At 45.1% G+C, this 12,762-nt stretch carries 13 protein-coding genes and 1 pseudogene; 11 read left to right on the forward strand and 3 right to left on the reverse strand.

The window, feature by feature from the left end; genetic code table 11:
* Positions 1-207 precede the first annotated feature (207 nt).
* Positions 208-531, forward strand: coding sequence for a PTS sugar transporter subunit IIA (locus BUB06_RS11545; protein WP_039471125.1), 324 nt, complete (start codon positions 208-210; stop codon positions 529-531).
* Positions 532-631: 100 nt separating this feature from the next.
* On the opposite strand, the gene BUB06_RS11550 is transcribed toward BUB06_RS11545, so the two are convergent.
* Entirely contained in the window at positions 632-1,072 is a 441-nt protein-coding gene (locus tag BUB06_RS11550; RefSeq protein WP_174447490.1) for a (R)-mandelonitrile lyase, read from the reverse strand.
* Between the two features lie 321 nt (positions 1,073-1,393).
* On the opposite strand from BUB06_RS11550, the gene BUB06_RS11555 reads away from it, so the two are divergent.
* The 7 genes and pseudogenes from BUB06_RS11555 to cml form a co-directional block, all read left to right on the forward strand.
* Positions 1,394-2,287: a LysR family transcriptional regulator gene (locus BUB06_RS11555; RefSeq protein WP_039471127.1), complete on the forward strand. Its 894-nt coding sequence runs from the start codon at positions 1,394-1,396 to the stop codon at positions 2,285-2,287.
* A 176-nt stretch (positions 2,288-2,463) separates the two neighbouring features.
* Entirely contained in the window at positions 2,464-2,937 is a 474-nt protein-coding gene (locus BUB06_RS11560) for a hypothetical protein (protein ID WP_039471129.1), read from the forward strand.
* Between the two features lie 502 nt (positions 2,938-3,439).
* Positions 3,440-4,576: a D-alanyl-lipoteichoic acid biosynthesis protein DltD gene (locus tag BUB06_RS11565; RefSeq protein WP_039471131.1), complete on the forward strand. Its 1,137-nt coding sequence runs from the start codon at positions 3,440-3,442 to the stop codon at positions 4,574-4,576.
* A 129-nt stretch (positions 4,577-4,705) separates the two neighbouring features.
* Entirely contained in the window at positions 4,706-5,824 is a 1,119-nt protein-coding gene (locus tag BUB06_RS11570; RefSeq protein ID WP_010300179.1) for a membrane-bound O-acyltransferase family protein, read from the forward strand.
* Complete coding sequence (locus BUB06_RS11575) at positions 5,821-7,254, forward strand: AMP-binding protein (protein ID WP_039471134.1); 1,434 nt, start codon at positions 5,821-5,823, stop codon at positions 7,252-7,254. Before BUB06_RS11570 ends, BUB06_RS11575 begins: the two co-directional genes overlap by 4 nt.
* Positions 7,255-7,270: 16 nt before the next feature.
* Positions 7,271-7,492: an acyl carrier protein gene (locus BUB06_RS11580; RefSeq protein ID WP_010300175.1), complete on the forward strand. Its 222-nt coding sequence runs from the start codon at positions 7,271-7,273 to the stop codon at positions 7,490-7,492.
* 348 nt (positions 7,493-7,840) lie between these two features.
* Positions 7,841-9,007: pseudogene (cml, locus tag BUB06_RS11585) on the forward strand (CmlA/FloR family chloramphenicol efflux MFS transporter); the annotation flags it as partial.
* Positions 9,008-9,212: 205 nt separating this feature from the next.
* Here the strand turns inward: cml and BUB06_RS11590 are convergent.
* Positions 9,213-9,689 (reverse strand): GNAT family N-acetyltransferase, encoded by a 477-nt coding sequence (locus tag BUB06_RS11590; RefSeq protein ID WP_039471137.1) that lies wholly within the window; start codon positions 9,687-9,689, stop codon positions 9,213-9,215.
* A gap of 683 nt (positions 9,690-10,372) precedes the next feature.
* On the opposite strand from BUB06_RS11590, the gene BUB06_RS11595 reads away from it, so the two are divergent.
* Positions 10,373-11,227 (forward strand): DUF6387 family protein, encoded by an 855-nt coding sequence (locus tag BUB06_RS11595; protein ID WP_039471912.1) that lies wholly within the window; start codon positions 10,373-10,375, stop codon positions 11,225-11,227.
* Between the two features lie 101 nt (positions 11,228-11,328).
* Positions 11,329-11,697, forward strand: coding sequence for a hypothetical protein (locus BUB06_RS11600; protein WP_039471139.1), 369 nt, complete (start codon positions 11,329-11,331; stop codon positions 11,695-11,697).
* On the opposite strand, the gene BUB06_RS21925 is transcribed toward BUB06_RS11600, so the two are convergent.
* On the reverse strand, positions 11,671-11,904 hold the full coding sequence (locus BUB06_RS21925; RefSeq protein WP_139294540.1) for a hypothetical protein: 234 nt from the start codon (positions 11,902-11,904) through the stop codon (positions 11,671-11,673). The genes BUB06_RS11600 and BUB06_RS21925 overlap by 27 nt on opposite strands.
* Positions 11,905-12,286: 382 nt before the next feature.
* Here BUB06_RS21925 and BUB06_RS11605 point away from each other — a divergent pair, with 382 nt between their 5' ends.
* The gene (locus BUB06_RS11605) at positions 12,287-12,493 is read left to right on the forward strand and encodes a helix-turn-helix transcriptional regulator (protein ID WP_039471141.1); all 207 of its coding nucleotides are present in this window, start codon (positions 12,287-12,289) and stop codon (positions 12,491-12,493) included.
* Positions 12,494-12,762: the final 269 nt, after the last annotated feature.

Consider the following 12,762-nt stretch of genomic DNA (forward strand, 5'->3'; position numbering starts at 1 on the left):
GAAATTTATTTCATCGGAAATGAGATATAACGTCATGATTTACAGAAACAAATACTGATTCATCATCTATATTTACTGTGCAGGCTGTGAGTAGCGATACAACAAATGCACCGTATTTGCCTCGGTGTCACGTGCGCTTGTCTGCAATTTGGGGTTAATTGACCGACAAAAAGGTGACACAGCAACTGATATTCGGGGGATGGAAAAATGGATGTAGAAACGCGGATGATTGAGCTTATCGTTAAATCTGGCGAAACACGTTCCTGCGCAATGGAAGCACTGAGATCCGCTCGTCGAGGGGAGTGGGATCACGTCGATGAACTATTAAAAATGGCGGCGGTGGCGCTGAACCGGGCGCAGTTGATCCAGGCCGGATTTATTGGCAACCAGAGTAAGGAAAAAGCCAATATCGAACTTATTGTTGTACACGCGCAGGATCACCTGATGAATGCGATGCTATGCCGTGAGCTGGCTGAAGAGATTATTGAACTCAGAAAAGAGGTCTCTGGCGTCAATCTCCACATGCGCTAGCTGCATCGTTGAGCAAAGGGAAAAGCCATTCAGTTTCACGCTGAGTGGCTTTGCTGTTTCTGCCCGCCGCTATTTTTCTTATAGCGACGCTTTCCTTATGCTATTTCCCGTTTCCGTACTGCTCGTCGCTGACTTTTTCCAGCCAGTCGACCGGGCTGCCGTTAAGTGACTCGGCAATGGCAATGTGCGTCATCGCGGTTTGTGCCGTCGCGCCGTGCCAGTGTTTTACACCTTCGGGTATCCAGACGATATCACCCTGATTGATCTCCTGAATGTCGCCGCCCCATTCCTGAAGCCAGCCCCGACCCTGCGTGACGATCAGTGTTTGACCTAGCGGATGGGTATGCCATGCGGTGCGTGCGCCGGGTTCAAAGGTGACCGTCGCGCCGCCAACCCGAGCGGGGGCGGTGCCCTGAAAGGGCGCATCGATACGAACGTTGCCGGAAAAATAGCTTTCCGGGCCAGGCTGGGACGGGTGTGAACCACTGCGGGTAATTTTCAATTTTTCCTCCCTTTCGGCAATCACTGCCGAGGCTAACATGGATAACATCACGGCAGAGGCGGTAAGTCATCTCATGGAAAGCGTAGCTGTTGTTGAAAAATTTGTAGTTACTGAAAGATTCGCTGTAATTGAACTATTCAGGGTTGGTGAAAGATGAAAGACAGCGGCTGTGCAAAACGTTACTGCGATTTACGGAGAAGCACCAGAGGACAAAACCAGCAAGCGGCTATGAATTATATTCATTAATTACGCCGCGTAATGCAGGACGCTAAGTCCCGCTGTTGATTTTCAGCGTGGTTTAATTAGCGATTGATCGTTTCACATGGGCATCATTCATGACACCACTCTTCGGACACGCTGATGTTAAAAGAAAATTTTAATGACCTCATTTCGTTCCTTGTGGTGGCAAGAGAACGTAGTTTTACCAAAGCGGCGGCGAAGCTCGGGCTTTCCCAGTCGGCGCTAAGCCATTCGATTCGCGGCCTTGAAGAACGACTTGGCGTGCGTTTGCTGACCCGAACCACGCGCAGCGTCGCGCCGACGGAAGCGGGAGAGAAGCTGGCACATAGCCTCGGCCCGCACTTCGCGGATATTGAAAGTGAGCTGGTGGCGCTGGGCGACATGCGCGAGCGGCCTGCGGGGAACATTCGTATCACGGCAGGGGAGCATGCGGTTGATTCGGTATTATGGCCGGTGTTAAAGCCATTTTTGGCGAATTACCCCGATATTAACGTCGAAATTACGATGGATAACGCTTTAGCCGATATCGTTCTCGGCCGCTTTGATGCGGGTATTCGCCTGGGGGAACAGGTGGAGAAAGACATGATTGCTGTGCGTGTCGCACCGGAAATGAGCATGGCGGTGGTCGGTTCCCCGAACTATTTCGCCCGTAATCCTGCCCCCGCGACGCCACAGGATTTGCAGCATCACCGCTGTATTAACATGCGTCTGCCGACGATGGGCGGCATTTATGCATGGGAGTTTGAAAAAAACGGTCGGGAAATCAAGGTGCGCGTTGAGGGACAGCTGACCATGAATAGCCTGCGCCAGCGGATCGACGCGGCACTCATCGGGCTCGGTCTGGCCTATGTGCCGGAAGATGCGGTACGAGATGACATTGCCAGTGGGCGTCTGACTCGGGTGCTAACGGAATGGTGCTCACCGTTCCCCGGCTATTACTTGTATTATCCCAGCCGTAAACAGCATACCACTGCCTTCTCACTGTTTGTGGAAGCGCTGCGCTACCCGCGTTAGCGGTTGGGGGGATGCCAGTAAGGCGGAGTGCTTTGACTCCGCCAGCGGCAATCGTTTTGTGACATTTTCCTCTGAACGAAAATTATGATGATAAAGTTCTTGAACATGATGAACTTCATGTTGTACTATTATTTCAACGCAATAAGCGTTATATGACGTTGAAAGGAATGATGATCATGGAACCTATCACGAACGAATCCCAGTGCATTGAAAATATTGAAAAATTCAACGATGAAATTTTGTCATCAACTGACCATAAACTCTACGATTACCTGCCTTATTTTCGGGCCTGGTACGCTTATAAATCACGTGATGGCTGGCTTCTTGCCCCGAGCAAATATGTCGGTTATGCAGGGATGGATAGAGACAAATACATTCAACATCTGGACAACCTTGATGGGCGCACGTCCGAAAGTAATTTATCGCGTTTCTCCGTTGCCGCAGAGGGAAAAGAAAAAGAGCTGTTGATGGGGAAGGTTGCGGAACTGTTGTCCTCTTTTGGCAAATTACCTAATAAGTTGCTGAGAGTCTCTGTAATGAGAAACAGCAGCGTGGCTGATGAAGAAAACAGCACCATTGATGCAATAGTGACGATGATAAATTCACTGCCTCCTTACATGAGTCAGGCAATTAAAAAACGCTTGAAATAATCGATACGTATTCATTTCGTGGCGATTTAGATCGGGTAGCGAATTGAAGTAAATAGCGGTTATTTTCAATAATGACCGCTATTTTCCCATCCTGCCATTCTACATTTCTCTGAATCAAATTCACTGTACAAGAAGCAGTCAAGGACTGAACTGGACGTTACTGATCCTTATTCACATAACGCCTAAAGCGCTTGAACCTCATCATCTCCGCAATCACAAGTAAACTGAGTCTTAACTGGTTCCCGCCATCGAGCTTTTACTACCGCATATTCGAACCGCGTAAGGGCGAATGAATGTCAGAGAACCCTTCTCCTGCCTCGATCTCGTGTGGGGCGTTGGCCCTATTATGTGACGGACATAAACACTGTACATACCGTTACACAGCAACGCTCATCATCGCAGATAAGCCTGGTATATAATCCCAAAACACAGGGATCGATTTACCGTGAAGATAAAAATTCACAAATTTTAAACAATAAATATTATGTAGCCTTACTTTATAATGAAAATCAAAAATACTCTCTGCTTACATATCCTGATGGCTACCCTTGCCATCCTGTTTCTTAGCGTTCCCCCGCTAGTGGCGAGCATTGATCCGGCACTAACGTTCCAGCCGCTGATTAACACAATGGAAGGGACGGCAAAAGAACAAAAGGAAAAAATTGCCACCATTTCCCATGCCTTACAGGGGAATGCGATTTTCTTTCTCGGGGCTTCTGAGGTTTCGACATCTGAAGACGAACATTACGCGGTATATAATTACTTTAATAACCAGCTACATCGTCCGGTCGTGGCCTATGGTGATAGCTATGTCGATAGCGTCACACATTTTTTACTGCTCTCGCGCTTTAAAAACGATCTTAACGCAAACAGTAAGGTTGTTTTGCTGCTTGCGCCCGATAGTTTTTATTCAGACGGTATTCCCCCGGCCATTTTTGCCAACAATTTCCCTGCACCTGTTTTTAATCCGCTGATGAAGGATGAGCAGGCGCGTCCCTTTTTGGTCAATTATCTACAGCATATCGATAAAGAAGAGATAAGCCATTTAACCTTTGGCCAAATGAAGGTCTATGGTTGGGATCCGCAAATTATCTGGCAGGAAGTGAGTTATCAATTTGCTAATTTCTGCGAGCTGATAAAAAACGACTGGCTGGCGATGCTACATATTGTCCCTCAGCCTGCACAACGGTGGCCTCAGCAGCCAACGTCCAACATGATTCCAGACTGGAATCACGAGTTGGCGCAGGCTCATGTGCTGAACCAATCTCGCCAGCAAAGTGCAGAAACATTGTGGATGGATAAAACTGTGTTTGCAGACGATCAAACGCCGGAAGAGTGGGATAACGCACCGATTGTTCCGGCGCAGATGGAAGCATTACGGGCGACGATCCAACTGCTGAAAGCGCGCAATGTCCAGTTTGTGGTCATTGTTGATCCGATTAATCCGTGGGCGATTAATAACTCCCAGAAATTCCAGCCAGTCGACAGCCAGATCAGGTCGATGCTGGAAGAAAATCAGGTTCGTTATTTTGATATGTATGCGCAGCCTTATCAGAACGGCTGGAATTGGGATCGCCTGCATCCAACTGAACCAGCATGGGTCGCGATGGATCAATTTATTGCAGAGAGTTTTAAATGATGAAAACCGCCATTCGCCTTTTTTTCCTTTATCTCTTTCTGGCAGTCACCATTGTCGCGTGGACCTCTGTTGATGAAAGCATGAGTTTAAAAGTGCATTTTGAATATCAAAAATTCTGAAGGATGAATGATGTACAGCTCCGGAATGTTTTTTTTCCTTCTGTTTTCATCAGCATTATTGTTTGCGCTGGTTAATCGCGTATTCAGTTATCGGCTGACGTATTTATCCGCCTTTTCCATATTGGCTGTATTCGGCTGGGGGTATATTTTCCAAGGGGATTACATTGTTCCCGTGGCCGTGTTCCTGAGCTTTTATGTTCTCGTCACCTTAAAAGAGAAAGGTTGGTTAAAAACCTGGCAAGCGGTCAGCCTAACGTTGCTCCCGTTGTTCTTGGTGAAATTACACCTCAACAACCATTGGGGCATGATAGGCCTGTCCTTTATGACCTTCCGTGCCATTGATGTGCTGCTTTATCGCAGCAAAAAAGATGGTCATAACGTCCTGCATTACTTCTGCTACCTCTTTATGCCTTTCATTATTCTGGCTGGCCCGATGTATCGCTGGCGGACATGGGTGAATGACATTAATAAACCGGTCTTCATTATTACCCGTGAGCAGTTTTTAGTGGCGATGGAGCAAATTTTCACCGGTATTATCCAGAAGTTCTTATTCGCCATGCTGATCAATAATCTGGTTATTGAGTCGTGGAGTCAGCGCCCGTTTACATTAAGTGTGGGTGTCGTGATGTCGCTGGCCTACAGCGCCTACCTTTACTTTGATTTTGCCGGTTACAGCAATATGGCTATCGGGGCAGGGCGCTTATTTGGTCTGAACATCCCAGCGAACTTCAATATGCCTATTCTGGCGAAAAACCCGCAGGACTTCTGGCGACGCTTCCACATCAGCCTGTCTGAATGGCTGAGGGATGTAGTCTTTATGCCAATTTATATGAATCTGATGAAGCTCGACTTTTTCCGACAGAACAAAACATTGGCGCAGAATATTGGCATCTTCTGCACCCTGTTTTGTATGGGGGCATGGAACGGGCTCGAACGACACTATGTCATTAGCGGCGCGCTGTTTGGCGCTATTTCCGTTGCTCACAACATGCTGCAGTGGTCAGCCAAACGCAGTCCAGCGCTGAGCAGTTGTCTACATCATCCGGTTATTGTGTTCATCGGTCGCATTCTGACGCTGGCAAGCGCTGCGGCCTCCCTCTACATCTTTAGCGGAATGTCTCCTCTATGAACCTTCACTCAGAGCTTCAGGAACTGCAAGATTTCCTCCGGGCGGCATTACTCGACCCCGCGAACCCAGATCAGTTGGCGATTAGCGGAAGCGATGACGCGATGACCTGGCAACAACTCTCTGTCGCCGTTACCGACTGGTCTGATCGCTATCAGCATTGTCAGCAGCCTGCTGGATCGCCGGTTGTGTTATATGGACATCAGCAGGCCGAGTTTGCCGTGGCAATCTATAGCTGTCTGCTACACAACATTCCTTATATCCCGGTGGATTGCATCTATCCGCAGGAGCGGCTCAACGAGATTTGCCATCTGGCGAGCGCCCCTTATTATTACGATGTGGCGACCAGACAGTTCATTGCTACCGGTGAGGCGGGTCAGGCGCTGGTCGAGCAAGATCTCGCCTATATCATGTTCACCTCTGGCAGCACCGGAAAACCCAAAGGGGTGCAGATCGGACGTGAAAGCCTGTGGCATTTCATGAAGTGGGTGCGTGAGGACTTTGAGCTGCCTGACGTGCCTGTGCTGATGAACCATGCGGTGTTCAGCTTCGATCTCTCTCTGATCCCGCTGCTGGCGAATCTGGCAACCGGAGGGCACATCGTTCTGAATGCGAAAGAGGATATCGCGACAGAAAACTGGCTCGACCGCCTGAAAGACAACGGCGTTTCCGTCTGGGTTTCAACGCCTTCTTTCGCCTACCAGAGGCTGCTTTCTCCCCAGTTCAACAGTGAATATTTACCTGAACTCAACGTCTTCGTGTTCATTGGCGAAGTGCTCAACAAAGCGCTGGTAAAACAGTTACGCCGCCGCTTCCCACACGCCAAAATTCTCAACTCCTATGGCCCAACGGAAGCAACGATCGCGACCACCGTCATAGAAATCACCGATGAAATCCTGCACAGTGAAAACGACCTGCTGCCGGTTGGTGCGATGATGCCGGACTCCAGAATGGAAATTACGTCTGAGGGGGAGCTGATCATTTGGGGTAAAAACGTGATGCGTGGCTACCTCGGGCTCGCGAAAGAGAATGCGGAAAAACTGCTGCACCGGGAGAGCGAAGCGTTCCGCGGCTACAGAACCGGCGACTTGGGCTACGAAGACGGGCTGCTGTACTGTCAGGGTCGCAATGACAGCCAGATCAAATTGAATGGCTATCGCATTGAAATCAATGAGATTGAAAATCGTCTGCTGGCAATATCCGACATCAGCGAAGCGGTTGTTCTGCCGCTGATGAAATCGGGTGGTGGCGTTCTTCGCATCGCCGCGTTCTGCGTGACGAACTTAGCGCCAGAAGCGATTAAAACGTCGCTCTCGAAGGTGATTCCACCCTACATGGTACCTTCCCAAATTATTATCAAAGACGCGTTGCCGCTTAATCCTAACGGCAAAATCGACCGTAAGCTGCTGGATACCCATGCCCGCACGATCTAATTACCCAGGAAAAATGATGGAACAAGAAATACTCGCGCTGTTTGAAAAGATCTTATCCCGTAAAGTGGGCTTTAACGATGAGCTAATTGAGTCCGATATTCTCGACTCTATTCTGGCAGTCGATTTGGTGCTGGAAGTGCAGGACGTTTATGGCTGCGTGATCCCGCCAACCGAAGTCGCTACCGTATTGAAAACCCCTGCGGATTTGGCTCGCTACATTGAAGAGAATCGCGGCTAAGCCTGAATCAGTGCCGATTCTTCACTATTTAAAGACCCCGGATAGGTTTATCTGGGGTTTTTTTATGGTTTATTGCGCTTTTCCCGGTAAAGCTCGATGGACCTTAAATCCTTCTGGCTGGATTTTTGCGGGTTATCCGTAGTAGGGGGATATCCTATTCTGGGTGAGGACAGGGCACGGCTTATCCGTTACTATGCGACATTATCCCTGAGTGATGAAAACTGAGAGCATGACCAAAAAAGCAGATAACTAAGCCGCAACAACTCTCATTTACGTTGTTGCGGCGTTCTCAAAACTCTCTTTGTTCTTTAAGAGCGCCGCTAAATCCTTTATTCAGGAGATAATCTGGTGCGCTCAACTCACACTATCTGGCCTTACTCTCTTACAGTAACTTTACTGCTATTATCACCCTTTGATCTGTTGGCTTCACTGGGCATGGATATGTATCTGCCCGTTGTATCCTATATGCCGGATGCTATAGGCACGACCCCGAACGTCATTCAGCTAACATTATCAATTTACCTCGTCATGCTCGGTGTCGGACAATTGCTATTCGGCCCGCTATCTGACCGTTTTGGCCGTCGCCCAATATTACTGTGGGGCAGTTTTGTTTACCTGCTTGCATCATTTGGACTTGCGGTCTCATCTTCAATAGATCTATTTCTGGTATGCCGCTTTGCTCAGGCATGTGGGGCTTCAGCTTGCTTGGTGGCGATGTTTGCAACTGTGCGCGACATCTACGCAGGCCGTGAGGAAAGCAATGTTATCTATGGAATTCTAGGTTCAATGCTCGCCATTGTACCGGCGGTTGGGCCTATTATGGGGGCGTTAATCGATATGTGGATGGGATGGCGGCTAATTTTTGCCGTCCTCGGTATTTTGATGGCAATAGCTTATGTATCTGCATGGCGATTCTGGCCTGAAACCCGGCATCAGCGTACCACTGATTTAAGCTGGTCACAGTTTTTACTCCCGCTGAAAAAAATGAACTTCTGGCTTTATACTTTTTGTTACAGCGCAGGGATGGGGAGCTTTTTTGTTTTTTTCTCAACCGCCCCACAAATAATGATGGGTAGACAAGGCCTGTCACCGCTTTTATTCAGCATGGTTTTTGCTACCGTCGCTATCGCAATGATGATAACGGCTCGAATAATAGGGAAATTAATTCCTGTCTGGGGAAGCCTTAAAGTAATGCGAATAGCGATGGGATGTCTTATTTTAGGCGGAATGATGCTGATGATAAGTGAATTATTGTTGCCGTTTTGGGTTCCAGGTTTTATTGCACCAATGTGGATAATAGGAATGGGCATTGCTATGTCGGTTTCCATTGCCCCTAATGGTGCTTTACAGGGATTTGATGAGATTGCAGGAACGGTTACTGCCGTTTATTTCTGTTTAGGTGGAATATTATTAGGCTGTATTGGGACGATCATCATCTCTATTTTCCCGGTTGGTACAAGTTGGCCGATCGTTGCTTTTTGCTTCATACTCGCGGCGATCGTAATCGCTTTGTCCGGCATACTTGCGTCGGATAAGCGTATCGGTAGTTAAGGCCTTGTTAGTTATTTAATTTTTATCCTTGTACGCAATGAAAATATCATTTCGTACAAGGTGTTATTGACCGTTTTAAATTACAAACGAGATAGGTCAGTGGATAGGCTGCTTAACATCCATGCGATAGCGCAGCCTAAAGAAGCATTACTGTTGATAAGCTGACGTTTTAGCGTACTGGTTTTGAGAAGACATACATTCCAACGCCATCATTACCCATATCTTCTACACGAACGATTGAAAAGCCGCACTTGTTGACGTAGAAACATACATTATTGATAAGACATGTCGGCGTTCTCAGTCTCCATTCTCTAACGCACGGATACATCCTCTCAATTTCCATCCATGCACGGTAACCATAACCTTTTCCCTGTTTTTCAGGCAGAATAAATAACCTCTCAAGTAGGTTTATTTCGCAAACATCTTGTGAAATAACTGCTCGTCCTATCAGACGAGCATTTTCCCAAAATCCCAGGACGGTTTTGTTCGACATTGTTATTGCGGACTCAAATGAGAAATCTTCTTCACCATCGTCATCTTCTTCTTCCATATCATCAGGGAAAAAGGCGGCATTTGATTCAAAAGAGGAGGAGTAAATTTCTTCCAATTCTTTGGTGTCAGCAAGAACCGCTGCTTTGATTAACATATTTATATTTTCCATTGCGCATATGAAAAGAGGCGGGTTTCAAAATCGGTCTGTCAAGGGCGTCTTAAGTCTTACATCCATCTGGTATATTCAGTTAGATTATTAGCTGACGGACATTCCTCCAGAGTCTTTTCACAGGCACATGCTAACTGGTTAGTCACCCCTGTGTTAACAACTTTTGGCTAAATAAGCTGTCTGTTTGGTGTTCTGTTGAGCAATAGCTAACCCATCTGATATTGAGTTGTTATCTTCCGATGGGTATTTGGATATTCCAGTTCCACTGAATCTCTCTAACGTGATCCCGATTAAATCAGTGGCCGGCATACAACCTGTGTGAAAGCCGGAACGGCTCCGGCTAATTGTCTTCTGGTTTACTGAATTTTAGGCATAAAAAAAGACGTCAGTTGACGTCTGTTTACTTCGAAATGGTCCCTACAGGATTCGATACTGAAGAGTAGGATATTGTTTTTATTTAAAGATTTTTTGTTCAGCGATTGTTGACACCCCCAATAATACCCCCAACTTTTTTACTGACGAATGCTATTACATTTTTTGTTCAAAAAAACGACAGGAAAACAAACTTATTTATTAGCCGAATTCATAATACACTTTTTCATGTGGTTGCTCAGTCTGGATCAACTATCCTTTCTGGATGGAAGAACAAAAGACACTGAATGGCAATCATGAAAAACTGGTCAACGGAACACACCAAAGAAGTTAAAAAATGGCTGGATGTCGATACATATCGCGGATTTGAAGCGCTTTCGCTCATACAGCTTTATCATGAGCTACTGGCAAGGACACTGTTCTTCAAACCCTACCATGAAGAATTTGAAGCGAAAGCGGTCGGTCTATACATTGAACGGATTTTCAGTGGTAATCCTTTCCTCATTACTGAAAAACACCTTGGCTATCTCACAAGAGAAGATACGTTGTATCAGCCACCACACTTCTTTTTGACGACAACTGAAAGGCTGGCACAGTTGAGTATTAATGGCCTAAATTCACTGTTTTTCTGGGATGGTGGCGATGAGTATTCGGTAAACCGTGAATATCTCGATGCTCCGGTGTCGGAGGTGCTGCCACGTCTGTTTACTAATACGGTGATGGTAGAAATCGATCTATCCAGTGGCACTGACGAAGAAATCGCTGAATCCCTGAAAGCCGCACTTCCGCAATGGCGTAAAGTCCTTGGTATAGAACCGGACATAACGGATGCTGTTCGTTTTGGCTATGGCACTATCAAGAAAATCATCAATTACAGACTGATACCCATGATCGACATTTTGGTATGGTCAAACCTGCACAAGGTTCGGATATCAGAAGATCGTCTTTCCCGCCTCCTTTACACGGACGATGATGATGAAGAACAAACCCGCCTTAACCATCAGATTAGGGATACGGACAGACCACTAGCTTTAAAGGCGGCGAGTATACCTTTTATCAGGCAGTTTCATCTGTTTATCAATAAGAATAGCCATCTCAAAAACATCAGAGTTTCAGACGTGATGAAAATCGCGGATTCTGATAAGGAATAACGGGACAAATCTCATCTATTCAGGTTATTGCATAAAATAATAACCGCATATTGACATGTTTATATTAATTGAATATTAGTTAAAATAAAAAAGGAGTTAATATGAATGTATATATAGAACCAAAAATAAAAGATCTTGTGATTTTCATGAATAAGGTTGGATATGATACTTATGCTTCGTGTCAAGGGCATGGTATTCCTACTAATATAGTTAAACCTTATATTGCCTTTAAAACTACGGAACTTAAAGCAAAGCAGTTAGAAAAAATCTTAAGAGATGATTCAGAATCTTCATTGGGAAAATTAAACTGGGGGTGGAGTCTGATAGCTAACTTCAATGGTGATTATGAAATTGTTTACCGCCTTGCTCCAGAGAATCCACGAAAAAAATCATTTAAATATTGGAGGAAATCTTTGGAGCAAGATTTTGATGCAATGAAAAAATTACTTGATGATTTTATCAAGGCCTAATAATTTGATGGGATCAATAACACCAAAGTACCATAAAGCTAAACCAGAAAAAATGACGGCAATAATTAATAAAGTAATACGGTTATGTAATCTGATCCTTGCTTGGTTGTGTCCAAATGGATCAGGAGAGTTGCACCCATTGCATGTTGTTGCTAATGCACTCAGTTCCTTATTACACACAATGCATTTTTTAAGTTGCTCGGACATTAAATAACTCCATCTTATTTTAAATAAAGGTTTCATTAGTTGGGTAGGTTAGTTCGCATAATATATCTATGAATAACTTAAAATGTCTAATGATTTTTCATCAAAACACTACATCTCATTAAATTAACTAAACTGCGACTTTATAACTAACCTACATTGCTAATTATTCTATATAAAATAATTTCATTAGTATTGTTGATGTTTGTTTACATAGCTTTTCGTATTTTATGCATATAAATAAAACATCAGAGTTTCAGACGTGATGAAAATCGCTGATTCTGAAAAAGACTGATGTCCATACCCCCAGCGATATGAAGGTCGCTCTTTTCACCGCTGATTCATTCGTATAGTCATTTCCGTCAACCCAGATGAGGAAAATACCATGAATCAGCCATGTACACGTCTTATTCGCCTGTCGGAAGTTTTAGAAAGAACAGGATTCGGTAAAGCCTGGATTTACCGTCTTATCAGCCAAAATCGCTTTCCCCGGCCAGTAAAAATCGGTATTCGTGCCATCGCTTTTGTTGAAAGCGAAATCGATGAGTGGATTCAATTAACTATCGAAAATTCAAGAAACCATGTCGCTTAAAGTAAAATGTAAAATTTAAAGCGAAAAACAGCGGTTTATTTTACAGAATATTTTACAGCTTTTCGGAGAGGCTTTTATTTAAAGGGTTTGATGCGTGTCTGGAGGTAATTGGTGAATACAAAGATAACTAGATTCACCACTACTGATATATGTAATTATTTTTGGTTTTCTCTTTGTTATCAGACAACAAACAGATAATTCCTATGAAGATATTTTTGTAAAATAAATTTCTATATTTGATTATATATCTCACCTCTATCAATTTGTAA

Source organism: Pectobacterium carotovorum (assembly GCF_900129615.1).
GTDB classification, from domain to species: domain Bacteria; phylum Pseudomonadota; class Gammaproteobacteria; order Enterobacterales; family Enterobacteriaceae; genus Pectobacterium; species Pectobacterium carotovorum.

Coding starts and splice junctions, on each gene's coding strand:
- BUB06_RS11545 (WP_039471125.1), top strand. CDS start 208: ATGGATGTAGAAACGCGGATGATTGAGCTTATCGTTAAATCTGGCGAA.
- BUB06_RS11550 (WP_174447490.1), bottom strand. CDS start 1,072: ATGTTAGCCTCGGCAGTGATTGCCGAAAGGGAGGAAAAATTGAAAATT.
- BUB06_RS11555 (WP_039471127.1), top strand. CDS start 1,394: ATGTTAAAAGAAAATTTTAATGACCTCATTTCGTTCCTTGTGGTGGCA.
- BUB06_RS11560 (WP_039471129.1), top strand. CDS start 2,464: ATGGAACCTATCACGAACGAATCCCAGTGCATTGAAAATATTGAAAAA.
- BUB06_RS11565 (WP_039471131.1), top strand. CDS start 3,440: ATGAAAATCAAAAATACTCTCTGCTTACATATCCTGATGGCTACCCTT.
- BUB06_RS11570 (WP_010300179.1), top strand. CDS start 4,706: ATGTACAGCTCCGGAATGTTTTTTTTCCTTCTGTTTTCATCAGCATTA.
- BUB06_RS11575 (WP_039471134.1), top strand. CDS start 5,821: ATGAACCTTCACTCAGAGCTTCAGGAACTGCAAGATTTCCTCCGGGCG.
- BUB06_RS11580 (WP_010300175.1), top strand. CDS start 7,271: ATGGAACAAGAAATACTCGCGCTGTTTGAAAAGATCTTATCCCGTAAA.
- BUB06_RS11590 (WP_039471137.1), bottom strand. CDS start 9,689: ATGTTAATCAAAGCAGCGGTTCTTGCTGACACCAAAGAATTGGAAGAA.
- BUB06_RS11595 (WP_039471912.1), top strand. CDS start 10,373: ATGAAAAACTGGTCAACGGAACACACCAAAGAAGTTAAAAAATGGCTG.
- BUB06_RS11600 (WP_039471139.1), top strand. CDS start 11,329: ATGAATGTATATATAGAACCAAAAATAAAAGATCTTGTGATTTTCATG.
- BUB06_RS21925 (WP_139294540.1), bottom strand. CDS start 11,904: ATGTCCGAGCAACTTAAAAAATGCATTGTGTGTAATAAGGAACTGAGT.
- BUB06_RS11605 (WP_039471141.1), top strand. CDS start 12,287: ATGAATCAGCCATGTACACGTCTTATTCGCCTGTCGGAAGTTTTAGAA.